Origin of the sequence: Flagellimonas oceanensis (genome assembly GCF_003992595.1) — a bacterium.
Taxonomy (GTDB): domain Bacteria; phylum Bacteroidota; class Bacteroidia; order Flavobacteriales; family Flavobacteriaceae; genus Flagellimonas; species Flagellimonas oceanensis.
In genome coordinates, this window is record NZ_RZNA01000025.1 from 1 (window position 1) to 23,825 (window position 23,825).

General features: G+C 37.4%; 27 protein-coding genes and 1 pseudogene. 1 reads left to right on the forward strand and 27 read right to left on the reverse strand.

The window, feature by feature from the left end:
• The first annotated feature begins 190 nt into the window (after positions 1-190).
• Positions 191-922, forward strand: coding sequence for an IS21-like element helper ATPase IstB (gene istB / locus EO132_RS07970; protein WP_127136804.1), 732 nt, complete (start codon positions 191-193; stop codon positions 920-922).
• A 2-nt stretch (positions 923-924) separates the two neighbouring features.
• Here the strand turns inward: istB and EO132_RS07975 are convergent, their stop codons facing one another.
• From EO132_RS07975 to EO132_RS08110, 27 genes and pseudogenes are all read right to left on the reverse strand, one after another.
• Positions 925-1,197, reverse strand: a complete 273-nt coding sequence (locus tag EO132_RS07975; protein WP_235856411.1) for an Arm DNA-binding domain-containing protein — start codon at positions 1,195-1,197, stop codon at positions 925-927.
• 637 nt (positions 1,198-1,834) lie between these two features.
• Positions 1,835-2,731 (reverse strand): 3-hydroxyacyl-CoA dehydrogenase, encoded by an 897-nt coding sequence (locus tag EO132_RS07980; RefSeq protein WP_127137388.1) that lies wholly within the window; start codon positions 2,729-2,731, stop codon positions 1,835-1,837.
• Position 2,732: 1 nt separating this feature from the next.
• A complete protein-coding gene (locus EO132_RS07985; protein ID WP_127137389.1) occupies positions 2,733-4,667 on the reverse strand; it encodes an oleate hydratase in 1,935 nt (644 codons plus the stop codon).
• Positions 4,668-4,757: 90 nt separating this feature from the next.
• Complete coding sequence (locus EO132_RS07990; protein ID WP_235856412.1) at positions 4,758-5,372, reverse strand: helix-turn-helix domain-containing protein; 615 nt, start codon at positions 5,370-5,372, stop codon at positions 4,758-4,760.
• A 776-nt stretch (positions 5,373-6,148) separates the two neighbouring features.
• Positions 6,149-7,042 (reverse strand): annotated as a pseudogene (locus EO132_RS19745) (efflux RND transporter permease subunit); the annotation flags it as partial.
• 23 nt (positions 7,043-7,065) lie between these two features.
• Entirely contained in the window at positions 7,066-7,272 is a 207-nt protein-coding gene (locus tag EO132_RS19560; RefSeq protein ID WP_235856413.1) for a hypothetical protein, read from the reverse strand.
• 166 nt (positions 7,273-7,438) lie between these two features.
• A complete protein-coding gene (locus EO132_RS08005) occupies positions 7,439-8,212 on the reverse strand; it encodes a M90 family metallopeptidase (RefSeq protein ID WP_110473885.1) in 774 nt (257 codons plus the stop codon).
• Between the two features lie 12 nt (positions 8,213-8,224).
• A complete protein-coding gene (locus EO132_RS08010; protein WP_008616468.1) occupies positions 8,225-8,437 on the reverse strand; it encodes a heavy-metal-associated domain-containing protein in 213 nt (70 codons plus the stop codon).
• Between the two features lie 20 nt (positions 8,438-8,457).
• Positions 8,458-10,716, reverse strand: a complete 2,259-nt coding sequence (locus EO132_RS08015; RefSeq protein WP_127137391.1) for a heavy metal translocating P-type ATPase — start codon at positions 10,714-10,716, stop codon at positions 8,458-8,460.
• Positions 10,717-10,874: 158 nt separating this feature from the next.
• Positions 10,875-11,489, reverse strand: coding sequence for a mercuric transport protein MerTP (gene merTP, locus EO132_RS08020; protein ID WP_127137392.1), 615 nt, complete (start codon positions 11,487-11,489; stop codon positions 10,875-10,877).
• 2 nt (positions 11,490-11,491) lie between these two features.
• Complete coding sequence (locus EO132_RS08025) at positions 11,492-11,761, reverse strand: thioredoxin family protein (RefSeq protein ID WP_127137393.1); 270 nt, start codon at positions 11,759-11,761, stop codon at positions 11,492-11,494.
• Positions 11,762-11,830: 69 nt separating this feature from the next.
• Positions 11,831-12,217 carry a metal-sensing transcriptional repressor gene (locus EO132_RS08030; RefSeq protein ID WP_127137394.1) on the reverse strand — a complete coding sequence of 129 codons (387 nt, stop codon included), beginning with the start codon at positions 12,215-12,217 and terminating at the stop codon, positions 11,831-11,833.
• A gap of 9 nt (positions 12,218-12,226) precedes the next feature.
• A complete protein-coding gene (gene merA / locus EO132_RS08035; protein WP_205780334.1) occupies positions 12,227-13,933 on the reverse strand; it encodes a mercury(II) reductase in 1,707 nt (568 codons plus the stop codon).
• 29 nt (positions 13,934-13,962) lie between these two features.
• Complete coding sequence (locus EO132_RS08040; RefSeq protein WP_099543538.1) at positions 13,963-14,304, reverse strand: heavy-metal-associated domain-containing protein; 342 nt, start codon at positions 14,302-14,304, stop codon at positions 13,963-13,965.
• A gap of 17 nt (positions 14,305-14,321) precedes the next feature.
• Positions 14,322-14,936: a mercuric transport protein MerTP gene (merTP, locus tag EO132_RS08045; RefSeq protein ID WP_127137395.1), complete on the reverse strand. Its 615-nt coding sequence runs from the start codon at positions 14,934-14,936 to the stop codon at positions 14,322-14,324.
• Positions 14,933-15,307: an ArsR/SmtB family transcription factor gene (locus tag EO132_RS08050; RefSeq protein ID WP_008992796.1), complete on the reverse strand. Its 375-nt coding sequence runs from the start codon at positions 15,305-15,307 to the stop codon at positions 14,933-14,935. The genes merTP (EO132_RS08045) and EO132_RS08050 overlap by 4 nt, the downstream gene beginning before the upstream one ends.
• A 142-nt stretch (positions 15,308-15,449) precedes the next feature.
• The gene (locus tag EO132_RS08055; RefSeq protein WP_008992797.1) at positions 15,450-16,097 is read right to left on the reverse strand and encodes a class I SAM-dependent methyltransferase; all 648 of its coding nucleotides are present in this window, start codon (positions 16,095-16,097) and stop codon (positions 15,450-15,452) included.
• Between the two features lie 82 nt (positions 16,098-16,179).
• The gene (locus EO132_RS08060) at positions 16,180-16,746 is read right to left on the reverse strand and encodes a helix-turn-helix domain-containing protein (RefSeq protein WP_127137396.1); all 567 of its coding nucleotides are present in this window, start codon (positions 16,744-16,746) and stop codon (positions 16,180-16,182) included.
• A gap of 243 nt (positions 16,747-16,989) precedes the next feature.
• Positions 16,990-18,792 (reverse strand): efflux RND transporter periplasmic adaptor subunit, encoded by a 1,803-nt coding sequence (locus EO132_RS08070; RefSeq protein ID WP_127137397.1) that lies wholly within the window; start codon positions 18,790-18,792, stop codon positions 16,990-16,992.
• A gap of 5 nt (positions 18,793-18,797) precedes the next feature.
• A complete protein-coding gene (locus tag EO132_RS08075; RefSeq protein WP_127137398.1) occupies positions 18,798-19,508 on the reverse strand; it encodes a PepSY domain-containing protein in 711 nt (236 codons plus the stop codon).
• 1 nt (position 19,509) lies between these two features.
• The gene (locus tag EO132_RS08080; RefSeq protein WP_127137399.1) at positions 19,510-20,094 is read right to left on the reverse strand and encodes a DUF2911 domain-containing protein; all 585 of its coding nucleotides are present in this window, start codon (positions 20,092-20,094) and stop codon (positions 19,510-19,512) included.
• 6 nt (positions 20,095-20,100) lie between these two features.
• On the reverse strand, positions 20,101-20,583 hold the full coding sequence (locus EO132_RS08085; protein WP_127137400.1) for a YybH family protein: 483 nt from the start codon (positions 20,581-20,583) through the stop codon (positions 20,101-20,103).
• A gap of 71 nt (positions 20,584-20,654) precedes the next feature.
• Positions 20,655-21,161, reverse strand: a complete 507-nt coding sequence (locus EO132_RS08090; RefSeq protein ID WP_127137401.1) for a potassium channel family protein — start codon at positions 21,159-21,161, stop codon at positions 20,655-20,657.
• A gap of 553 nt (positions 21,162-21,714) precedes the next feature.
• Positions 21,715-22,269 carry a DUF3347 domain-containing protein gene (locus EO132_RS08095; protein WP_127137402.1) on the reverse strand — a complete coding sequence of 185 codons (555 nt, stop codon included), beginning with the start codon at positions 22,267-22,269 and terminating at the stop codon, positions 21,715-21,717.
• Positions 22,270-22,294: 25 nt separating this feature from the next.
• Positions 22,295-22,747 carry a heme-binding domain-containing protein gene (locus EO132_RS08100; RefSeq protein WP_127137403.1) on the reverse strand — a complete coding sequence of 151 codons (453 nt, stop codon included), beginning with the start codon at positions 22,745-22,747 and terminating at the stop codon, positions 22,295-22,297.
• Positions 22,748-23,383, reverse strand: a complete 636-nt coding sequence (locus tag EO132_RS08105; protein ID WP_127137404.1) for a DUF3347 domain-containing protein — start codon at positions 23,381-23,383, stop codon at positions 22,748-22,750.
• 51 nt (positions 23,384-23,434) lie between these two features.
• On the reverse strand, positions 23,435-23,821 hold the full coding sequence (locus EO132_RS08110; RefSeq protein ID WP_127137405.1) for a DUF302 domain-containing protein: 387 nt from the start codon (positions 23,819-23,821) through the stop codon (positions 23,435-23,437).
• Between the last annotated feature and the right edge of the window lie 4 nt (positions 23,822-23,825).

The following is a 23,825-nucleotide window of genomic DNA, read 5'->3' on the forward strand; positions in this document are numbered from 1 at the left end:
ACCAACGGCTGGACAATGCCTGCAGGCGGGCATCGGACTATGGGGCCTATAATTACAGCATGGTGGAGCGGATACTGAAAAAAGGGTGGGACACCCTGGAGGACGACCCGGAGGATACCTCCGAGGTCCCGGACCACGATAACATCAGGGGAGGAAACTATTATAAATGACAAACATTAAAACAGACAACATGAACACAAAGACATTGGAACAGATGAAACAGCTCAGGCTCCACGGGATGCTCAGGGCCTTTGACACCAGCCTCTCGCCCGAGAGCATGGACTATACCAACGATGAACTGGTGGCCTATCTGGTACAGTCCGAATGGGACGATAGGCACAACCGCAAGATCGAGCGCCTGACAAAGGCCGCAAGGTTCAGGTACGGTGCCGTTATGGAGGCCATCGATTACGGCCCTGGAAGGAACATCGACAGGAACAGGATACAGCGCTACGCCTCCTGTGGATTTATACGCAAGGGTGAAAATATGCTCATTACCGGGAGCACCGGGGTCGGCAAGAGCTATCTGGCCTCCGCCATCGGGCACCAGGCCTGCTCAATGGGGCACAGGACCATGTACTTCAACACGGCCAAACTCTTTACCTTGCTCAAAACCTCAAAGGCGGACGGGTCCTATCTAAAATTCATTGGAAAACTTGAAAAACAGGACCTGCTCATACTGGATGACTTTGGCCTAAAACCATTGGACAACATCAACAGGCACTCTTTGATGGAGATCATAGAGGACAGGCACGGCAAAAGGTCCACCATTATAGCCTCACAACTGCCCGTGGAGGCATGGCACGATGTCATCGGTGAAAAAACGATCGCCGACGCCATCCTTGACCGGCTGGTGCACTCGGCTCACAGGGTGGACATAAAAGGGGAATCAATGAGAAAAAAAATTAAAAATAAACGTTAACTTCAGCACCAAAATGAGTCGATCTCGTGCACTTGATTTGCACTGCTCACTTTCATCCGCCGCAGGTGGTATACATTGACCGCCCTATCCAGTTGGGAACTTCCCTTGACCCGGTTTCTGGCATTGTCCCAATTCTTTGAGGCCACGTTGCGTTTGAGACTGATCTCTGAGCGTTTTCCGTCCACGGTAATACGGACATAAATGGATAATTGATTTGGAACGCTCCTTGATTTTCTGGTAAAGAAGACTACCGCGAAAGTGTTTTTTGCTTTCATGTTAAAATGACTTTGGTTAAACAACAATTGTTCATCGAAAGTCAAATCGTGCCCAAAAGCTCTTTAAAGGTAGGACATTTTAAATAAAAGGCTGTACACCTAATTGCACACCTAATTGCACACCTACTATTTGGTTTCAAATGATATCAAATAAATGCACAAAACGAAAAAAGCACTGAAAATCAATTTATTAACAGTGCTTTTATTTTTATCTATTACTAGATTTGTCGGGGTGGCAGGCCCATCCCTATAAACATAAATAGTTGATTTATAGTATTTTACACCGTTAACTCAGACCAGTTAACCGAACCCTGAACCGTGTTCAAATCGGCACATCCAGAGGCAAAACTTATGGGAGTTTTACACAACTAATTTAGGCATTTTTTTGATAAGCTGGAAACACCGGACATAGTATACCACCTTCGCCGGAAAAGAGTGAGCATAGCAAAAAAACCAATAAAGTATTGACAAACAACCTGCTACAATAAAATATTGGATGGTCCATATTTGCCGTTTTTAGTGGACTCAACCATCCGGCTCATCCAGCCTCTATATCCTTATTATTCTAAATTCCAATTGTTGGTCGACGAACTCCAAGACAACACAATATAACCTCCCTATAATCGATTTATTCTTTCTACTTCAAAAAATCCTCTTTCTGAAAAGCCGGATTTGGGTATGTGTAAAATCCTGCACCAGTGGCCACGCCTAATTTATTCTTATTAATGAAATTTTCTTCTAAATATTTCACCACTTTTATCTTGTCGGCATCCTGTGTTTTCTCGGCTGCCATTTTATTTATGTTGTAAGCTGTTGTAATGCCCACAACATCCAATATGGCACATGGACCTACGGGGGCACCTGTAGCCTTCATCCAGGTTTTATCCACGGTTGGTGGGTCGGCAACTTCATTGACAACTAGATCGAGTGCAGCACCTAAAAGAGGTACAAGTAAAGAATTGAGAATATAACCAGGTTGTTCTTTGTGCAATGGCAAAGGCAACATTCCAATTCTTTTTGCAAACTCCACCATATCGTTGAACACTTTGGGCGAAGTAGTCGGGTGCCCCATAATTTCTGCGGTATTGTGTTTCCAAATTTCGTTGGCGAAATGCAGGGCAACAAATTTCTCCGGTCTTCCAGTAGAGGAAGCGAACTGACTTGGTAAGAGTGTGGAAGAATTAGTGGCAAACACCGTTTTTTCAAGAGCTACTTTTGCCAGTTTTTTATAAAAACCCATTTTAATCTGTGGGTCTTCGGGTACGGCCTCAATGAGCAGGTCGGCATCTTTTACAGCCTCTTCTAAATTGGATGAGTAGCTCAAATTTTGATATGTATCTTCCAATTGTTCCTGACTTGCATTCAAATCATTTTTAAATGCGGAACTCATAATTTCAAACTTGCCTTTTGCTTTTTCCAATACTTCATCATTAATGTCATAAACGGTGACATTAAATCCGTGAAATGCTGTTTGGAAAGCAATTTGATAGCCTAATACGCCACTTCCAGCTATTGTAATATTTTTATAATTCATTTTATTTGTTCTTTATCCATTCTTGAATTTTATGGAACTGTTCTTGAAAGAAAGATTCATGTTCTTCTTCCAAAGTTTCTCCTTTGGGTAGGATGTGCTCGAAATAACTGTCTTTCAAAATTTTCCTCAAGATGCTTTCACCTGGGATCGGTCTATAATCATTTAGTGATTTTGTGGCTTTCAACAATTGTCTAATATCGTATTGCAACGGTATGATATCAGGCACTTGCTTGTTCAGGTTCAACAGTTCGTAAACGGCAATACGGGCAGTTCTAACGGAACTTTCCATGGTAAAGACAATATCGTTGTTGGTCTCTACAAATTGTCCCACCAAACCTAAATTTTTACAACCCTCGGGAACTACATTTGGTCTGTCGCCCTTTGCCCTTGGCATAAACATTGAAGTGATGTAGGGCATAAATGCGGTATGTACAATGGTGTTTTCAATAACATCATCAATTTGGTCAAGAATGCCTAGGTGATAACAAAGTTCAGTCAGTATTTCGTCTCCTGTACATTGAGGCATAGGTTTTTTAATATAATTTCCTTCTTTATCCATATATAATGAATACACCCAAAGAACCAGAACATCATCGGGTTGGTCAGGAAAGTGTGGCTGACGGTTGCAGGTAAAGCTCATTAGCCAATCAGAATCGGTAATGGTAATAATGCCTCCCGTTGCAGTTTTTCCTGAATACGGGTCGTTAATGGTATATTCTTTCAACTTTTCGGTAAAGACAGACGGTTTACACGTTAATGTTGCCGATTCCCAAGAAGATTTTTCAATATCGCCACAGAATTTTTCGGGACGACCAAAAATCTCGGATTTTGACGCTAAATTTTTCCATAATTTCCATCCGGCACTTTGTCCGCTCGAACCGTTGTCCATTTCTATGATCGGTGCGGTTTTGTTTGTTCCATAAAACGTGTCCTCGGTCATGGAACCGGTGGTCACAATGACATAATCGTCTTTCCCTATTGGTATTCTCACTTCCCTTTCATCTTGTTCGGTAACGATGCCTTCCACCACTTTGCCATGGATATTACTGTGAATGTCCAAATCTTTTACCAAAGTATTCAACTGAATTTGTACGCCTTTTGACTCTAAATGTTTTCGCAAAGGCGTAATGAACGTATCGTATTGGTTGTATTTTGGGAAAACCAGACAGGAAAAATCTTTCATTCCATCAATGGCGTGAAGAAAACGGTGCATGTACAGTTTGCATTCCAATAGGCTGTGCCAATTTTCAAAGGCGAACATGGTGCGCCAAAAGAACCAAAAATTACTGTCTAAAAATTCTTGGCTAAAATAATCTTCAATCGTTAAATCGTCTAAATCTTCTTTTTTCTTCAACAATAATTTCACAATGGCCAATTGGTCTTTTCGCTCCAGTCCGAATTTGCTGAAATCCCGAATTTCACCTTGGTTGTGAATCAAACGGGCTTTGGAATAATTGGGGTCATTGTCGTTTACCAATCGGTATTCGTCTAATACGCTGTACGGTTCAGGAAGTTCTTCGGCTGGAATATCCTGAAACATATCCCAAAGATTCTCATAGGTCATATCCATTTCCCTACCCCCTCGGATAATATAACCGTCTTCGGCATTTCCGGCACCATCCAAAGAGCCCCCGTCAACATGCAATTGGTCTAAGAAAATGATGTTTCTGCCAGGAATCTTTCCATCTCGTATAAAATAATATGCTGCCGACATACCCGCAATACCACTACCTACAATGTATACTTTGCTGTTCTCATAGGATTTTGGGGGAATACCGATATTTCTTTGATAATTTCCAATCTGATCCGAAAAAGGCATGGTTTTTTCCTTGGTGTTCAATTGTACTTCCTTACTCGAATCGGGCTCGTGGTTTACATTTCCATATTCTTTTGATTTCGATAGAAACGAACCGAACTTATCTGTTATGTTTTTCATTTTTTTTGGTTTTCAAGATTTTACAACAAAGATAGTTGTATACTTAAATTCGCATGTATCCCGAAATTCCGTATTTGTGTGCTTAATTTTTCAGGAACTTAAATTTTGCCTTGTGCGATAATTTGAAGGAGAAATGGAAGCATGCCTTTTAAAGAATCGACCAAAGGCAGATGTAGAATTGAAATGTAACTGAAATGCGATTTCCGAAATGGTATATTCTGGGTTTCCCAATAGAACATATGCCTCTTTTAGTAGAGTTTCATCAATTACCTCATGTGGTGTCCTGCCGCTTGCTTTTTTTACCACTTCAATCAAATATTTATTGGAAATATGCAATTGTTCGGCATAAAACTGTACCGATCTTTGTTCTAAAATATGTTCTTGTACCAATTCCCGAAACTTTAAATGGACCATAGGGATGGTTTTATCCTTGTTTTGAATCTCGACTACAGACAGATGGGTAATCTCGGCTACTTCGAGCAAAACATTAAAAATGATACTACGGATAATTTCATCGGTGAAATTTCCGTTGGACTTGGTTTTATGCTCTAAATATTCAAGTAGGCCAAGTAAATGTTCAATCGTTTTTGGCTGTGCGCTTAGCATGGAATAATTACCATTTTGGAAGAGCCCGATTTTTTCGATGATAAATGGATTGGAAATGTTCTTGAGCAAGAAATTTTTTTCAAAAAAAAGAAGTTTCATTGTGAAGTCTCTACTGAACTTTCGAAAATGAACAATGGTAGATGGTCCCGAAACAAGAAAACTATTTTGTTCAACATGATAATTGTTACCATCAATTTCCATTGTCATTCTTCCACTTGTACAGATGCATAGTGAATAAAAATCCATGCGGAACGAGTTTTCGGGAAATTGAAAAATCGATTTCCCCGAAGAAATATAGTAAGGCTTATCACAAGCCACACCATAAAACGAAAGTGTCTGGTTAAGATTTTGGTACAAATGATTATTTTTTGGTCAAAAATACACCTAACTGTTGGGTGTAGACGTAGTTCGTAATCGAAAGTACTTTAATTTCCGTTTGTAAATAACTTTTGAAATTCAAAAATGTCAATTTTAGAACTGCAGCCTATATTATTAAGATACAATGTTATAGTGGAAACGCCGGATATGGTATACCACCTTCGCCGGATAGAATTGAGCCACTCAAGACTAACACAAAAGCCTGATTTTAAAATCACTAAATCCAAAAATTAGGTGGCTCTCATTTTCCGTTTTTGGTGGTCTCAACCATCCGGCTCATCCAGTATGCTTCCAAAGATAGTTCGGGATCCTGAAAAGCTCCCGCTTGCGGAATTTTTTCAAGGAAAGCCTCATGCACTAGGCTCTGCGACTTTACGCCGGGATTGTTTTCTATCGCGACCTGTATGTAATGTGATAGTGAATCCTTCCTATGCTCTTGAGCGAAAGCATTCGAAAAGAAACCTAACCCTACAACTAGGATCGTTACTATATATCTGTTATTCGTTTTCATCAGTTATTTGATTTTTATTTTTAGACCTGTTTTCCTTTCTAAGGGCCGATTCTCTCCACCAACATTGGAATACCGGCACTACAAACATGGTCATGGATTGAATTAACATCCCTCCAAAAGTTGGGATCGCCATCGGCACCATAATTTCCGCTCCTTTGCCCGTTGAGGTCAATACAGGCAACAGGGCTATCAAAGCCGTGGCGGTGGTCATCGCGGCAGGCCTCACACGTTTTAATCCTGCATAGACAACGGCCTCCCTGATCTCTTCTTTTGTTCTTGGGTTTCGGGCAACGAAAGTATCGTGGATATATGTACCCATCAATACACCGTCACTTGTCGCCAATCCAAACAGAGCTATAAAACCTACCCAAACAGCTATACTGAGATTAATGCTGTGCATCTGGAACAGGTCCCTCATATTCGTTCCCCCCACAGAGAAGTCCATGAACCAAGGCTGTCCATATAACCATAATAAAATAAAACTTCCTGCAAGCGCTACAAATACGCCGGAGAAATGGATCAAGGAAGCGGTAATTGTCCGGAACTGGAAGTAAAGAATGAGCAAAATAGCCAATAAACTCATCGGTATGATAAGGAGAAGACGTTTTGCCGCACGTTCTTGTTGTTCATAATTACCCGCAAATACATAGGTTACACCATCGGGTAATGTCAATTCCCCGGAAGCTATTTTTTCCTGTAAGAGGTTATCCGCTTCACGCACGACCTCTACCTCAGCCTTACCGCTTATTTTATCAAAGATGACATAGCCCAATAAAAATGTATTTTCGCTTTGGATCATTTGCGCACCTTTTGCATATTCAATGTCAACGACATCACCCAAAGGTATTTGTACGCCGGTAGCTGTAGGGATGATTATTTTTCGTAAGGCATCAGGATCATCCCTTAATTCGCGCGGGTAACGTAGGACCGCTCGCGTCCTTCCACGGTATTCGTCAAGGACATACCCCCGATTGCAGCACTGATTACTTCCTGAAGCTCCGCTACGGTAATTCCATATCGGGCCATCCTGTCCCTGTTCCTGTTCCTGTTCAAATGAATTTCAATATAAGGTGCGCCTACTGCACGGTCGTAAAAGACCGTAGATGGCATGATCGATGGTATGTCTTTCAAGGCAGTTTCCAATGCTTTTCCGCCCGCTTCTATCGATTCAAGGTCAGGCTTTAATAAAGTCCAACCCCCGTTATTTTCAACTTACACACTTTATGAGATAGTCCTGTGTAAACTGAACTCTCTATAGTTTGCCTGATTCATTTTCTCAAGTGCTCGGTTCTTGCCTAAAACATTCCACCAACATCCCATAAAGTTCTGGATGTTTTCTTTTTAGTAAATCCGCTCGTTCAAAAAAATACTCTGAAGCAACCGCAAAGAATTCAGCTTGATTTGTTCCACCATATTTACGAATATCTGAATGGTTATCGTTAATCGCTTCCATTTCTTTATGGATTAAGTTTAACCAAGGTATGGCATATTGATGTTCCATTAGCCGCTCTGGCACACCGTCTGTTCTATCGTCCAACTTATCTATAAGGTGCACAAATTCGTGTATGCCAGTATTGCTTTTATCGGTTGTATTTTTAAAGCCGTGGTACAATGCTTTCTTGGAAAGTATCATCTGTTTCTCGAACCTTCCATTTCCAACTATTCCACCAATATTCCGTGAGTTATCCTTACTGCTAAATTGCATATCCTCATTAAAATTATCAGGATATAAAAGGATGCCACTTAAATTTGTGTAGTGCCATTCCTTGAAGCCAAAAACTGGAATGACGGCACTTGCTGCAATTAAAACCTTATCCAACTCTTCCAGTTCAAACTGCACAGCATCGATATAGACCTCACTTAAAAATAGCATCATTTTTTGCTGAAAAATTAGCTGTGCGTCTTTTGATAGATTTCTATAAAACAGCACATTATCCGTCAATAATTTATGCCAATGTTCTGGAAATGGCTTTACACTATGACGTTTTGCTTTTCTATAAAAATGAACAGCAAAAAGAACAATCACAACCGAAATAAAAATATAAGCCATATTAAAAACGTATTAATCTACAGGTTCGGCCTTAAATCCCACTTTTTGCAAAGTCGCCTTTACATCTTCTTCGGTTACACCATCGCTTTCAATGGTTAGGATTTTATCAGGATTAGAGGTATCTACTTCCCAACTTTCTACACCTTCTTGTTTGTTTAAAAAAGGGGTGACTTTTGATACGCACCCACCACAATTGATATTTGTTTTAAATTTTAAAGTTTTCATAGTATTGAATTTATTTATTATTAAAGTTTTACTCGTTTAAGTCTTAAGCTATTTGCAACTACGGATACACTACTGAATGCCATTGCTGCACCTGCAATCATCGGATCCAACAAAAACCCATTTACAGGATAAAGAACTCCCGCTGCAATTGGAATGCCAATAATGTTGTAAATAAATGCCCAGAATAAGTTCTGACGTATGCCCAACACGGTTCTTTTTGATAGTTCCAATGCTTTTGGGATAGATTGTAAATCTGATGTTATCAAGGTCATTTTTGCTACATCCATTGCGATATCCGAACCTTTGCCCATAGCAATACTCACATTGGCTTGCGCCAGGGCGTGCGAATCGTTGATACCATCGCCCACCATTGCTACTATCTTTCCGTCCGCCTGTAATTTTTCGACAAAAGCCGCTTTGTCCGAAGGCATCACTTCTCCTTGGTAATTTGTTATTCCTACTTGTTTTGCGACAGCAGATGCGGTTTTATTGTTATCTCCAGTAAGCATATAGACCTCAATGCCTCGTTCTTGAAGTGTTGCTATGGCCATTTTTGAAGTTTCCTTAATCTTGTCTGCAATGGCGAGTATCGCCAGCACTTGTTTTTCATTGCCAAAGAAAATGACGGTTTTCGCTTGCTCTTCGAGACTTTCTGCTGTTTGCATCAAGGAAGCATCGATTTGAATATTTTTCTCAAGCATTAGTTTATGGTTTCCAACATAGTATGGTGAACCATTTTCTGTTTGAGCTTTCACACCTTTTCCTGTAATACTTTCAAAAGAAGCAATTTCAGCTTTTTCAATATTTTCATCTTTTAAGTGATTGACTACAGCTTCCGCCAAAGGGTGTTCTGATTGTGCTTCAATAGCTAGAAGAACTTTTTTGTATTCGTTGATATCTTCGAGTTTATCCTTCCAAAATATATCAGTTACTAAAGGTTTTCCTTCTGTAATTGTACCTGTTTTATCAAGAATGACAGCATTCACTTTATGACCGAGTTCTAAACTTTCGGCATCCTTTATAAGGATATTATTTTCTGCGCCTTTACCAATTCCCACCATAATGGCGGTAGGTGTTGCCAATCCCAAAGCACAAGGACAGGCGATTACCAATACTGCTACAGAGGTCAATAAGGCTTGTGAAAAGGCATTATCGCCTCCTAAAGACATCCAGACAATGAAGGTTACAATGGAAATACCCAATACCACAGGAACGAAAATACCGGCAATCTTATCGACCAGTTTTTGAACGGGTGCCTTACTCCCTTGCGCTTGCTGAACCATTTTAATGATTTGGGAAAGCAGGGTTTCTCCACCTACTTTTTCAGCGGTAAATTGAAAACTTCCTTTTTGATTAACGGTACCAGCGAATACCTTTTCCCCTTGGGATTTCTGAACTGGAACGGGTTCTCCAGTAATCATACTTTCATCTACATATGAGCTTCCCTTGGAAACTTCGCCATCCACGGGAATCTTTTCTCCGGGACGCACCAAAATGGTCTGACCAACCTGTACGGATGAAATAGGGATTTCCCTCTCTTCCCCATTCTCAATAATTTTAAGGGTTTTAGGCTGAAGCCCCATTAGTTTTTTAATGGCTGAAGATGTATTTGATTTTGCCTTTTCTTCCAATAGTTTCCCCAAGGAAATAAAGGTGATAATCACGGTAGCCGCTTCGTAATATACGTGAGGCTCGATGCCACGACTTAACCAAAATTCAGGAAAAAAGGTATTGAATACACTAAAGAGGAAGGCGATTCCGGTACTCAACGCCACCAAGGTATCCATATTTGCTTTACCGTGTTTGGCCTGCTTGAAGGCATTGATGAAAAAACTGCGCCCAAACCAAAAAAGAATTGGAAAGGCCAATACCAATGAAATCCATTTGCCTGGTTCCCATTGCATATAGAACATTCCCAACACAAAAATGGGTAGCGTAAGTATCGCCGACCAGATGGTTCGGTTTTTTATGTCCTGATAATGCTTTTGCTGAAGTTCTTGCTGTACTTCCGAAGGGTCTTCGGCATCAATTATAATATCGTAACCGACCTCACGAAGCGCGTTTTGAAGTTGATTTGGACTCAACTCCTTGTCATATTCCACAAGAACGGAACTATTGGCAAAATTAACACTTGCATCAAACACACCTTCTGTGTGTTTTAATACAGATTCAACACTCGCTGCACAAGAGGCACAGGTCATTCCCGTAACTGGAAATGATTCTTTCACACCCTGTTTATGATTCTTCTTTTTGGTTTCAAATATGTTGATTGTCTCCATAAATCCGTTCTTATTTGTATGTTACAAATTTCAGGATTAAAAGACTGTAATGTGTTACGTTATATGCTGAATGATTTGTAGAATTTACTCTTCACGAATTATTACATACTACCCAATTGGAATAATTTATATCTCTTATAATCATAATGGGGACGTGTCTATCGGTCTTTAGTATTTGTAATCAAATACCCTTTTGATTGGATGACCTTTTTTATCTCATCGATATTCGTTTTAGTGGTATCAAATTCAATAATTGAAGTCCCTTCTTCAAAAGACGTAGATACATTTGTAACCCCGTCAATTTTATTTACAGAATGGTTGATATTTTCTTCACAACCAGAGCATACCATCCCTTCAATATTCAACTTTACAGTTTGAATATCGGTATTGTTTGTTGCAACAATTCCTACTTTCTCCGTTGAATGAAATACTTGTGGATAATAAGAAACCAATGTCATTACAACAACAAACACTGTAACCAACCACAAATAGAATTTCGACTTAAAAAATGATGGCTTAGCCATATCACAGTTACCACAATCGTCCACCTTCTTTTTTTTATAAACCTGATAAAAGGCCAGTCCCAATGACAAAAATGCTATAACCAACAGATAAGGTTTCAAGGCAATAAGCCAAGAAAAATACACCGAGCTTCCACCAATACCAGCTACACTTGTAAGTAGCAAAGGACCCCAGCAGCATAGTTTAAGGGAAACTGCAGAAAATACAGCAGTCCCCATAGATGCCTTTTTGTTCAATTTATTAATTGCCATACCTAACAGTTTCCTATTCCAGCATTTACCAAATCATCTTTTGTGATTTCGATGTTGGTGCAGCAATTCAGAAGTTTTCCGTTAACAGCAATGGCAGGAACTCTTGTAACCCCATATTCCTTCATTTTTGAAACACAGATTTTACTTTCGCATTGCTCGGACAGATTATGAAGTGTGATTTCGCAGTCCTTTCCTGCTGTCTCCTTTACTAATTGTACCACAGGCTCGCATACCGGGCAACCTGCTGTAAAAATCTCAATTTGTCGTTTCATCTTATGTTATGTTTAAATTAATAATGGAACAAAGATGAGAACGTTAGGTAGGGGGTCACCAAACTTTTTTTAACCTTTTTTTTCGTTGTAGTTTTTTAATCGAGTTTCAATGGCTTGAATTTCTTTTAACTTGTTAGTTAAATCGGATAATTCTAAGTTTGGGAATTCACTTTTTAAATATTCAATTTTATCTTCATTGCCACAATTGCCTGGGCAAGAGTCCACGGCCTTTACAATTCCAATAGCAAGTGCTTTTCGATAGACTTCATCCAGCAGTAAGTAATGTGCTTTTTGAATCCCCTTATCAATGGATTTGAACTGTATGTTTATTTGTTCGGGGTCCTTTCCTTCATCAAGCATTTTAACAATGCCGTTTAATTGACCACTCAAAGTTTTTAATCTGGATTTAATATCCAAGATTAAATCAGTAGGTAATTTGTACTGTTCTCCTTTCATAACTCAAACTTAACTCGCGCAGCAACTTAATTTGGAAACATCTTTCCCAAAGGTAATCGCTGCCAGTTTAACAGATTCTCCTAAAGTTAAATATGGATAAAAGCTTTCTGCTAAATCTTTTACAGTGATTCCAAATTTAATAGCCATACTCAATTGTTGTATCAGTTCACCACCTTCAGGTGCAACTACTCTTGCGCCTATTAATTTATCGGTTTCAGTGTTGCGTATCAGTTTTATGAACCCTCTGGTATCTTGAGCTGCCAAGGCTCTTGGAACGTGAATTAAATCAAGTTTACTGACTTCAAAAGGAATTTCCTTTTTTTCTGCTTCAATTTCATCTATACCTGCTCCTGCGATTTGAGGGTCTGTAAATACTACCCAAGGTAATGATGAATAATCAATACTTGTTTTTGTTGATGAAAACGCATTGTGCACTGCTGTACTACCTTCGGTTGCTGCTGTATAAACAAATGCCGGTGTAATGGTGACATCTCCTGCTGCATAAATATTGGAAATATTGGTTTCCATTTTTTCATTTACAATAATATGGCCGCTTACTGTTAACTTTAGGCCGATATTCTCAAGCCCTAATTTAGAGGTGTTAGGCTTCGTCCCTGTAGCCACCACAATATGTCCTTTTTCAACAATTTGAGTTGTGGAACCATCAGGACAATTACAATGAATAATTGTATCGTTACCTTTCTTTTCAAATTTAAACGCTCTAAAGTTTGGAAGGATTTCAATCCCTTCACTTTTCATTTGTTCTACCAAAACATCTGTAATATCTTTTGTTTGACTGCGTAATGGCCTGTCGGTAAATTCAATGATACGTACTTTTACACCCAATCTGTTGTAAGCCATCGCAATTTCCAAACCAATATAACCAGCTCCCATAATGGTCAAACTTTCAGGTTTTTCCTCTAAATCGAACAAGGTCACATTGGTTAAATAACCAACCTCATTCAGTCCTTCAATATTTGGAATATTGGTAGTTGCTCCTGTTGCCATTAGAATGTTGGTTGCTGTGTAGGTGTCTTTTCCATCCACAAGGATTGTTTTATTATCAACAAGTTCAGCCCAACCTGTACGCATTATCAGGTTTTCAAAATCACTTACCACATCCATATATTTTTGTTGCTGAAGTGAAGCAACCAATGCTTTTTTATCTTTTATGGTTTGTGTAAAATCAATGTCTGCTCCTTTAGGTTTTATACCCTTAAAATTGGAATGCGTAGCGAGACGTACCGTTTCGGCAGCCCGAATAAGGTTTTTAGACGGTACACAACCCACATTTACGCAAGTGCCACCAAAATCTAATCCTGCATTTACCATAAGTGTTGTGAGCCCTAAACCTTCAGCTTTAATGGCTGCTGAAAATGCAGCTGAACCACCACCAATAATTATTAAATCGAATTGATTTTGGCCTTTGGAATTTACAGCGGAAACCTCTTCCTCGTCGACATTATTTACAACCGAATAATCACCAACGCTGTTTATAGCATCTATTACATTTGCCTTACTCATCTTATCAGCATCAAAATTAAATTCGCCTTTTCCGGTTTCGTGGTTAACTGTGGAACTTAAAACTCCTTCAGTTGCGTTCATATCCTTTTCGATATGTGTTGCACAACCTTCACAGGTCATACCCTCAATTTCCAATGTAATGGTTTCTCTATTTTGAGGCATTTTGATTTTCATTTTAGCTGTATTTTTCATTGAAATCGGTACTGTTTACTTATTAAAAATTAGACCTTCCCTTTAATTACTTCGGCCTTAAACCCTTTCTTTTCTATGATAAGTTTTAGGGCTTTGATACTTGTTTTTGAACCATCAAACTCAATAACAGCAATATCTCCAGGGTATTCAACCGAATGTTCCAAAACACCATCTACTTCCTTTAATGCATTATAAATAGCATTGGAACAACCAGCACAAGTAATGCCTGTAATTTTAAATTTCACCGTGGTTGCATTGTGTTTCTTTGAAGCTACTTCCACAACTTGATTTGTAACCTCCTTGCTTTGTGATTTGGCCTGAAAAGAAAACAGCATTAAAGCCAAAATAGGCACTATTGATAGTTTTTTCATAATGGGTAATTTTGCGTTTATTTATCTTTTATAACTTTGTATCCTGTTGAATTAATTGCCTTTTCAATAGCTACTTTAGAGGTTTTAGACTTATCAAACTCTACGATGGCATTTCCCTTTTCATACGAAGGGGTTACATTTATAATACCGTCCAATTCATTTACAGCGTGTTTTATGCTTTCTTCACAGCCAGCACAAGTCATTCCTTGAACATTAAAGTTTACAGTTTGAATATTTGATTGGTTTACAATGACCACTTCTTTTTTATTATCCGGATAAAAAATGGATGAATAATATGGAAATGCCAGCATTATAATTGCAAATGCTGTTACTATTCCCAAAAAGGTTTTTGACTGTATAAATTTTGATTTTCCTTCCTTACCGGCAGGCAGGTCGTCCGTATCGCATTCACAATCGATTTCTTTTTGAGGTTTTAGTTTTTGATACCAAGCAAAGCCGAGCACTAAAATTGTTAGCCCGATTAGATAAGGTCTAAAAGGCTCAAGCCAAGAAAATGTTGAGGCAATTCCACTTGTTCCCGCGATTAAAGCCAAAACGGGTGTAATACAACATAAAGAGGCTGTAATTGCAGTTAACAAACCTGCACCAATTAATTTGTTTTCACTTTTCATATCGTTTCTAAAACTTTGTTTTTATCGAGTATTTCAAAAAACGGATTTAATAATGTTGAATATTCAGGGGTTAGTGAGTAAAAAATCGTTTGAGCATCTCTTTCGGTTTCCAATAAATTTCTGTCCTTCATTTTTCTCAAATGTTGAGAGATAGCAGAAATATTCATTTCGAGAATATCACTTAAGTCGCAAACGCAAAGTCGTTTCTCCTCAAAGAGTAGGTAAAGAATTTTTAGCCGAACATTATTTCCGACTAAAGAAAGTCCATTTGCCAAATAGTCAAACGATTCATTTAATTCTGAAACTGTCTTTTTACAACGGTTTATCTGTTCAATATCTGCCTGTTGTCTAATGCAAGAATTATTTTTCATAAGGCAAAGTTACAATTATTTCTTATTTAAGCAAATACTTAAACACAAAAAAGAATGATATGTAAATTTTGATCATTATGTTCCTTTTGTTTTGATTTGTGTTTTGCAAAAACTAAAACTACCGAAATGTACATCTGTTCTTTTAGCTTGTAGGTGAAGGTATTGCTGGCTTTACAGTTAATTGTCTTTTAAAACTACAAAACAGAAAATTCTGTATGGTGTTGAATGGTGTTGTGTGGTCCTCTGATACACAGCGAATTTTGTCAAATCCTTTTTTTAATTCCGATGTTAATTCCTCTTCATTGTATTGTTTTATTTCAAGTCCGCTACATTTTTTTGGTCCGTTTTGTGAAAAGGTTCCTATTATTAAATAACCTCTTACAAATATTGTCGCTATGTTAGTATATTTTTTAATCTGGTCATCTGTTGTAAGAAAATGAAAAGTTGCTCTGTCGTGCCAAACATCGAAAGATGTATCTGGTTCAAATTCGGTAATGTCGCTTACAATCCAATTTACTTTACTTGCCTTTTCTCCCAGTCTTTTTTTAGCTTTCGCAATTGCTTTTTCTGAAATATCAAGTACAGTAATGTTATTATACCCTTCCTTAAGTAAATAGTCAACAAGTTTACTGTCGCCACCACCAATGTCTATAATTTTTGCCTTTTTATTTAGTTTGAACGAACGTATAAACTTCAGTGAAGTTTTTGGTATTTCTTGCGTCCAACTTACCTGGTCTGGATTTTTAGTTTCGTGAACTGTTTCCCAATGTTTCTTTCTGTCTAATTTCATTTTGATATCTAAATTCGGTTCATTGGTAAATCAATATATCATCTATTGATTTAAATATCCCTTTAATAGTGGTAAACACACCTTAAATCTCATCCAAGGATTTTCGGTTTTTGTCTACAGATTTCTTGAACTGCGTAGGTGTCATTCCAGTTACTTTTTTGAATTGATTGCTTAAGTACGCAACGCTACTATAATGTAATTGAAAAGCTATCTCACTCAAGGTTAATTCATCATAGACAATAAGTTCTTTTACACGTTCAATTTTTTGGTTGATGATGTATTGCTCGAACGTGATGCTTTCTACCGACGAGAATAGGGAACTTAAATATTTATAATCCAAGTTAAGTTCGCCAGTAACAATATCTGCCCATTTTAATTCGGTCTTTTCATTGGAATAATGTATTTTCTCAATTACCAAATTTTTCATTTGCTCGATAAGCAGACTTTTACGGTCGTCAATCAAACTAAATCCTGCATTTTGTAGCTTTTTTTGCAAAGATTTTTTTTCGAATTCATTGAGCATCGAAACCAATTCTACTTCTCCTAACTTGACAGCTTTGTAATCAATGTTCAATCCTACCAAAATTTGGGAAACTGCCGATATACATCTCGGACAGACCATATTTTTTATGTGGATGGTATTATTCATAGGTTGAACAAATGCCTAATAAAATCTAAATTTAGATATATGATTAGTATTACAGCAGCAATAAATAATCCTATCATCGCTGAAATTCCGATAACCTTATCTTTTTTTGTAATCGGATTTTTCTGTTTATATGTATTTTTCTTGTTTTTTCTTCTATTTCTTCTACTTTCACTCATCATCTTTCTCCTCTTTAAAATATTAAAGGCTGAAGAATCCGCTTTTACCAATTAACTCTAACCCTGATTATTTTAACGTATCTCTAACCTCACCACAGGTTAACATTGCTTCGCCATAATATGGGTTACGGACTTCTTCCTCTAAACTTATCCAGTACGCTCCCTTATTATTGTCTGCCATTGGACAAAACTGGATATAAACATTTTCATTGACCCCAAAGAGCTGTACACTACTTATCATATGCGCAGACAAATGCTTAAAATGCCCTCTTTGTTTTGAAATATCCGTATTACTTGAAATAGCATTTGCCGAAGTATTTAATTCCTTCTGAATGGTCATCCAATGGTTATGTGCTTTTTCATCAGACAACAACTTCATATCTACATTTTTCAGGGATTGTATTATTTGCATTCCTGCTTGTTGTGCATTTTTGGCATCATCATTAACCAAAGCATCTTTCAAAAGAATATAATCCTCAAACACCTGTTTTAACTGGCCTTGAAATTTGTTTGAAACAGCTATCCTTTCTTTCATTTCTGAATGGTCAGTATTCCCCTTACTATCATCAGAATTGTTTCCTTGCATACCTAAATGCCCTTCGTGACCGGTCATTGTTTTGCCACCAGCAGTGTTCATCATAGATTTTTTGCCTTGTAATTGTGCAGCAGCATCTACTGTAAACGTGCCATTAGTTACCACTTCATCACCATTTTGAAGACCTTCAATTATGGTATAGGTGTCTCCATTGGCATTACCGAGTAAGACCTCTCTCATTTCAAAAACAGCTTCGTTAGGATTAGTTTTAATATAAACTACAGAACGTTCACCAGTCCACATCACAGCTGTAGCAGGAACTGTTATTTTACTTGAAGTGCTTTCTTGAGCACCTTCAATTTTACCTTCGACAAACATACCTGGTTTAAATAGGTCGTTCTTATTATTAAGTACTGCTCTAACTACGACGGTACGTGTAGAAGAATTTAATAAAGGGTCAATAAATGAAACTTTTGCATCAAATACTTCATTGCGATACGCATTGGTAGTCACTTTAATGGTTTGACCAACTTTCAAGGAAGCAATCTGATTCTCATAGGCATCAAATTCTGCCCAAACCGTATTGAGGTTGGCTATTTTATATAAGGGCTGTCCTTGTTTTACATAGTCACCTTCTTCTACCATTTTATGGGTCACTGTTCCTGAAACTGTAGCAAAAACCGGAAAATATTCTTGCACTTTTCCAGCAGCTTCTATGGCATTAATTTGCTTTTCTGAAAGTTTCCATAATTTAAGCTTGTTTTTTACAGCCTTATACAATTCTGGTTGCGATTCTTTTATAGATGAGGCTGTAAGTAACTCTTGCTGAGCTGCAACTAAATCTGGTGAATATATGGTGGCCAAGCGTTGACCTGCACCAACACGTTCTCCAGTAGAATTAACATATAATTGTTCTATTCTACCACCAAAATAGGTTACTTGTACAGCATTGGATTCTTCATTGGCTTTTATCTTTCCAGATAACTTTAGAAAATTATTCCCGATTTCACCCTCACCAACAATGGATGTTTGAATGTTGGCCAATGCCATTGCATTATCTGTCATTTTAAACTGATCTGCCATAAGACCATCTGTTCCTGCTTCAGCAGGTATTAAATCCATTCCACAAATTGGGCAGTCACCAGGTTCTGGTTGCATAATCTGTGGATGCATAGAGCAAGTCCACATTTGATTAGAAGCAATTTCTTCTGAATGATTGTGATTCTCCGTAACCTCATTTGTTGCTCTATCAGCAGAATCTCCACCAAAAATTAGAAAGCCACCCAATAGGCCAACAATCAACGCAACACCTATGTAAATGATGTTTTTATTCATAATATTTATTTTTTATTTTTTTTACTAATTTTTCTAATGGTCGGTGATGACGTATACCAGAGCAAAAATCCACTCAAAACAGTAATTAAGCCCAAAAGTGAAAATGCTCTTAAAACAATGGTGTTAAAGTTGTCCCTGCCTTCATAATCCATTGTATGTGTCATCCATAAAAAGTCAAACCAGCGCCACGCCCTGTGCCTCACCGTTTGGAATTTTGCATCTGTTATTGAAACGTAGGCTTTCAACGCTTCATCCGTATCATAAGAGATAACATAGGCTGGCAACAATTTTTCACGATATTCGTGATGGTCACCCACTTCACTTATCCGTTGGATATTGGCCACTTTTAAATTCTCCATCATCTGGTTTTTAGCAATGTACAAGGCTTCATCTTGAGAAATAGTCTTTTTCGCTTCGCCAGTTCTCGCATTATACAATTGCTGATTGTTAATCCAATAGTACGGTTCGTTATTGATATCCCTGATTTCTATATCACGAATGCCTTCATTACCTTTAATAAGTGAAGGACTAATAAGGTTGTCAAAGGTTTTTGGCGCATATTCCATATTACGGAATTGGTCGCCGTGAATGTCATCAATGTTTGTCCAACTGAAGTACATCCCGCTAATCGTCCATATCAAGAACTGAATACCTAAGAAAATACCTAAATAGCGATGAACTCTTCTTATTTTTAATGCTGTATGTCTATTTACCATATTACTGATTTACCTTAAAGTTGAATTTTATAGAGACCTTCTCCCAACTCAATGAAATTGCACCTTCATTGTCATTAATCTTGTTCACTTGATATTCCAAGTGTTCGGTAACTTCATCTGAAATGATGGGTTTAACTTTGAAGCGCAAGACATCATCCTTCTCCTCATACTCGTCCTTGCCATGTTGGTCCCAATTTGAATTAAAAATTATGGTCCATTCTTCTTTTGATGGAATAGTAAAAAACCCATATTTACCGGCAGGTAACATTTTACCATCAATAATTAAATCCTTATTAGTTTCTATCCAGGTAGCCATATGTGCACCCGCTTGCCACAACTGGTCATAAGCCAACAACCCACCAAAAATGATTCTATTTCTTACGCCTGGCGACGAATAATCGATATGAATATGGGCATCGCCTATCATTGCCATCGTTGATGTATGTGGGCTCAAAGGTTTCTTTTTATCTGGTTCTGCAGAAGTTTCTGTGGCTTTTTCCTCAACAACTACCTTTTTCACATCTTGTTTGCAAGAGACGATTAGCAAAACGATTAGTAATACAGAAAGGTGGATATTTTTTTTCATAAGATTTTACTTTGTATTTCTTGACGAAGAATGTGTTTTAATAATCTTCCATTTACCATCCATCTTTTTTAAGATTGACGTTGCCACTCCTTTTTTCTTTATCGTTCTACTTTCGCCTTTTTCATCTGGATTGAGCACGATAGTGTAGATGTAGGTTTCAGTAGTAAATGCATAAGGCAAATCTACTTCCGCATCAATTTCATAATCTGAAAATTCAAATTTCTTAAAATGCCCTAATTCTGGTCCTAAATGATGTTCTATGTAGTTTGCATAGGTACCCTCTATACCACCTGATTCAAATACTTCGGAATCCTTGGCAAATAACTCGAACGTACCTTCTGTCGTTAGGTTTTGCAGGGCATCTTTGTATGATTTCATTACTTTTAGAACAGCTTCTTTCTCTGTTCCTGAATCTGCGTTTTGGCTAAACAGTTGGCCTGTGGCAAACATAATTAGCATTAGGATTGTTGTTAGTTTTAGTGTTTTCATAATTTTGGTTTTATAATGTTTTATTTATTGACGTGTATTCTATTTATGTTGGCTATACCAAATACGAGTACCTAAAAGCTTAAAAAAACTTCCATCATCACTAAAAGTTTTCCCGAAATAGTTAATGGTACTACATCACCAAACCCAACCGATGAAAAAGTAATTAAGCTGAAATATATAAACTCGAAAAATTGAGGTATAAATGATCTGTTGAGTGATGTAGTTGATTTAAAATTTTCCGAACTTAAAATATATAATGCTTGGTAGTCTGCTGAAAACGAAAGAACAATCAAAATAATTAACACAGCAAATAATGTTAGAACGTGTGTAAGTTGATGACTTTCGCCTATTATTTTACTTAGCTGTATAAAAGTGAGCCTGACAATAAAAACCGTTTTCACCAAAGCCATACCAACAATTATAAGCGCAAGAAACTGGTTATCAGAATCTAAATCTGCCCATAAAGTATAACTTAATGATAGTGCAGTGATTACACTTGCAGTAAACAATACCTTTTTAAATAGTTGTTTGTAAAACCCTGTACTTTCAGATATTTCTATTATGTTTTCTTCAGCCATTTTTATTTATTTGCTTAACTAAATAATTGAAGTGCCAATGCACCACTAACTATTATAATAAGTATTGTATAGACTATATAATTAATCCATTTATTAGCAACCGATTTTTCAGTTGTTTGTTTGCAACCATCTTTGCAACAATCTTTCATCGTTTTTTTAAATTAAATTTTTATTTCTTCTTTAAATAGCACTTGACAATGAGAGTTAGACTCTATCCATTAATCAAAAAATTGGCCTCCCTCCCATAATCAAGCACTTTTTTATTAGCCTCTCTTTTTCATTTTCCATTTTTACCTGACTAAGGAAGAGAAGTGCTGTTAATCAATTATTAGGGAGAATTTAGTTCCCTTCCTTCTTCAGGCTGCTATTAATTATATCAAATCTTGCTTTTTAAAATTTGTTGTGCCTGACAAGGGAAGGAGTTAACACTAACCATCAACATTTTTTTCCTTCCCGTGACAGGACTTAATGACTATTAATATTTCCTTAAGACTGGAACCGTTCTGTTAACTAATAAACCAGAAAGATTCCAAAACTTAAGGAAGGGGATTATCTAATTAATAGTCTTTTTTACTTTACCACATTTAAGCATCTTACTGCCATAATATGGGTTTCTCACTTGGTCACTGCTACTCAACCAAGAGCTACCACCATCATACATTGGGCAAAACTGCTCGTACAGCGTGTTTTTTGTACCTGTAATTGCTATCAAATCTGACATATCCTTACTTAAGGTTTTAAAATGCTCTCTTTGATGGCCCATATCACTTTTTGCAATATGTTCGGCGTGCTCTGTGGCATCTTCAATTATGTCAGCTAATTCTTTTTGTTCTTCTGCCGTATACTTTGAAGCATCAAAGGCTTTTAGTGAAGCGGCCAATTTAGAGCCTTCTTGGGCTGCCTTTTTGGTATCATCTGCAACCAAGGCATCCTTTAGGTTGAAGTAATCATTTAATATTGCTTCAGCCTTTGTATCACTATTCATATTCATCATTTTACTATGGTCCATTTTACTATGGTCCATTTTCATTTTTTCCTTTTCCTGTGCATTGGTAAAAGAAACTGCTAACAATAGCATTGTTGCGATACTCATTTTTAAATTTTTCATTTTTATTGTTTTTAATTGTTATTGTTTATATACTATCTTTTAATTGTTCTATCCAACGGATTAGTTCCTGTTTTTCAGCTTCAGAAAAGCTTGCGTCTTTATGAATCAAAGTGTAAGAATATAAAGGCATTTCGTCACTTTCAATCTGTTTGATGATTGACCTTAACTTGCTCTTTTTTCTTCTGTTTGATAACGAATCCCATTCATTAAAATTCAATTCAGCCTTGCCTTCTTTTATATGGTCTTCCAGAAACCAAGCAACAGGCTGAACTTGGTTATACCAAGGGTATTGCGTATTATTGCTGTGACAATCATAGCAGGATACCTGTAACTTTTTTTGAATATTCTCTGGCACATTATTGACCAACATAAAATCGGTGGAAGGAACAGAATCACTTTGGTTGCGCGTTGTGGGCATAAATTGAATCCCCACAAACGCTACCAATAACACAATCGCTATGATTTTTACTACTTTCATTTAGTTAATTTCTCGCTGTACTTTACCGCATTTCAACATTTTGTCACCGAAATAAGGGTTTCTAATTTCTTCGTTCATACTAAGCCAAGCACCACCCTTATTGTTATCATACATTGGGCAAAATTGCTCGTATATTTTCATCTCTGTTCCAGTAATGGCAACCATATCTGTTACATCCTTACTTAAAATTTTAAAGTGCTCTCGTTGGTGTGCTATATCACTTTCTGCAATATGTTCTGCGTGTTCTACAGCATCCTCAACAATGTCCTTTAAATCAGATTGCTGGGCATCGGTATATTTTGAAATGTCAAGCTTGCCTAAGGATGTTGCGAGGATTGCACCCAACTCTTTGGCTTTAGCATTATCATCTGCAACCAACGCATTTTTAAGATTAAAGTAGTCCTTTAATACAGCTTGTGAATTACCATCGCCACTCATTGCCATTTCCTTCTTATCTCCATCGTGGTGTTCATCACTATTATCGTGATTCATTTTTGAATGGTCTTCATCAGCACTCATTTCAGAATGGTTCCCATCTGCATTATTTTGTTCATTTTTGTTGTCTTTGCAAGACATTGCTGTTAAGGTTATAAATGCTATTGCAACTATACCTAATGTTGATTTTAATTTGCTCATTTTGTTTTAATTTATGTTTGTGTTTATTTGTATTACTTTTTGAAATGTATTTTATAGTTTTTCAATTACGTTTTCTAGCATTGCAGTTATTTCATTGGCAACCTCATTCAACTTCTCATTCTCCACTGCCTGCATCGATGCCATTGGGTTTACTGCTGCTACTTCAATGGTGCCTGCTTCAATTTCCTGAACTATGACATTGCAAGGCAACATCGTTCCAATTTTATCTTCTGCTTGCAAAGCTTTGTGAGCATAGGGAGGATTGCAAGCCCCTAGAATCCTATACTTTTTGAAGTTTATATCCAGTTTGTTTTTTAAGGTCTCTTTGACGTCAATTTCTGTGAGTATGCCAAAACCTTCGTCTTTCAATCCTTGTGTCACTTTCTCTATGACCTCTTCGAAGGTTCCATTGATTGTTTTATTAAAATAATAGTTCATCTTT

Bases quoted from the DNA above. Each gene is read 5' to 3' on its own strand.
- EO132_RS08075 (WP_127137398.1), bottom strand. From the start codon at position 19,508: ATGGTAAATAGACATACAGCATTAAAAATAAGAAGAGTTCATCGCTAT.
- EO132_RS08055 (WP_008992797.1), bottom strand. From the start codon at position 16,097: ATGAAATTAGACAGAAAGAAACATTGGGAAACAGTTCACGAAACTAAA.
- EO132_RS08070 (WP_127137397.1), bottom strand. From the start codon at position 18,792: ATGAATAAAAACATCATTTACATAGGTGTTGCGTTGATTGTTGGCCTA.
- EO132_RS08015 (WP_127137391.1), bottom strand. From the start codon at position 10,716: ATGGAGACAATCAACATATTTGAAACCAAAAAGAAGAATCATAAACAG.
- EO132_RS08105 (WP_127137404.1), bottom strand. From the start codon at position 23,383: ATGAGCAAATTAAAATCAACATTAGGTATAGTTGCAATAGCATTTATA.
- istB (WP_127136804.1), top strand. From the start codon at position 191: ATGAACACAAAGACATTGGAACAGATGAAACAGCTCAGGCTCCACGGG.
- EO132_RS08005 (WP_110473885.1), bottom strand. From the start codon at position 8,212: ATGGCTTATATTTTTATTTCGGTTGTGATTGTTCTTTTTGCTGTTCAT.
- EO132_RS07980 (WP_127137388.1), bottom strand. From the start codon at position 2,731: ATGAATTATAAAAATATTACAATAGCTGGAAGTGGCGTATTAGGCTAT.
- merTP (WP_127137395.1), bottom strand. From the start codon at position 14,936: ATGAAAAGTGAAAACAAATTAATTGGTGCAGGTTTGTTAACTGCAATT.
- EO132_RS08040 (WP_099543538.1), bottom strand. From the start codon at position 14,304: ATGAAAAAACTATCAATAGTGCCTATTTTGGCTTTAATGCTGTTTTCT.
- EO132_RS08050 (WP_008992796.1), bottom strand. From the start codon at position 15,307: ATGAAAAATAATTCTTGCATTAGACAACAGGCAGATATTGAACAGATA.
- EO132_RS08030 (WP_127137394.1), bottom strand. From the start codon at position 12,217: ATGAAAGGAGAACAGTACAAATTACCTACTGATTTAATCTTGGATATT.
- EO132_RS19560 (WP_235856413.1), bottom strand. From the start codon at position 7,272: ATGCCATCTACGGTCTTTTACGACCGTGCAGTAGGCGCACCTTATATT.
- EO132_RS08100 (WP_127137403.1), bottom strand. From the start codon at position 22,747: ATGAAAGTAGTAAAAATCATAGCGATTGTGTTATTGGTAGCGTTTGTG.
- EO132_RS08110 (WP_127137405.1), bottom strand. From the start codon at position 23,821: ATGAACTATTATTTTAATAAAACAATCAATGGAACCTTCGAAGAGGTC.
- EO132_RS07975 (WP_235856411.1), bottom strand. From the start codon at position 1,197: ATGAAAGCAAAAAACACTTTCGCGGTAGTCTTCTTTACCAGAAAATCA.
- EO132_RS07985 (WP_127137389.1), bottom strand. From the start codon at position 4,667: ATGAAAAACATAACAGATAAGTTCGGTTCGTTTCTATCGAAATCAAAA.
- EO132_RS08025 (WP_127137393.1), bottom strand. From the start codon at position 11,761: ATGAAACGACAAATTGAGATTTTTACAGCAGGTTGCCCGGTATGCGAG.
- merTP (WP_127137392.1), bottom strand. From the start codon at position 11,489: ATGGCAATTAATAAATTGAACAAAAAGGCATCTATGGGGACTGCTGTA.
- merA (WP_205780334.1), bottom strand. From the start codon at position 13,933: ATGAAAAATACAGCTAAAATGAAAATCAAAATGCCTCAAAATAGAGAA.
- EO132_RS08080 (WP_127137399.1), bottom strand. From the start codon at position 20,094: ATGAAAAAAAATATCCACCTTTCTGTATTACTAATCGTTTTGCTAATC.
- EO132_RS08085 (WP_127137400.1), bottom strand. From the start codon at position 20,583: ATGAAAACACTAAAACTAACAACAATCCTAATGCTAATTATGTTTGCC.
- EO132_RS08010 (WP_008616468.1), bottom strand. From the start codon at position 8,437: ATGAAAACTTTAAAATTTAAAACAAATATCAATTGTGGTGGGTGCGTA.
- EO132_RS08060 (WP_127137396.1), bottom strand. From the start codon at position 16,746: ATGAATAATACCATCCACATAAAAAATATGGTCTGTCCGAGATGTATA.
- EO132_RS08095 (WP_127137402.1), bottom strand. From the start codon at position 22,269: ATGAAAAATTTAAAAATGAGTATCGCAACAATGCTATTGTTAGCAGTT.
- EO132_RS07990 (WP_235856412.1), bottom strand. From the start codon at position 5,372: ATGAAACTTCTTTTTTTTGAAAAAAATTTCTTGCTCAAGAACATTTCC.
- EO132_RS08090 (WP_127137401.1), bottom strand. From the start codon at position 21,161: ATGGCTGAAGAAAACATAATAGAAATATCTGAAAGTACAGGGTTTTAC.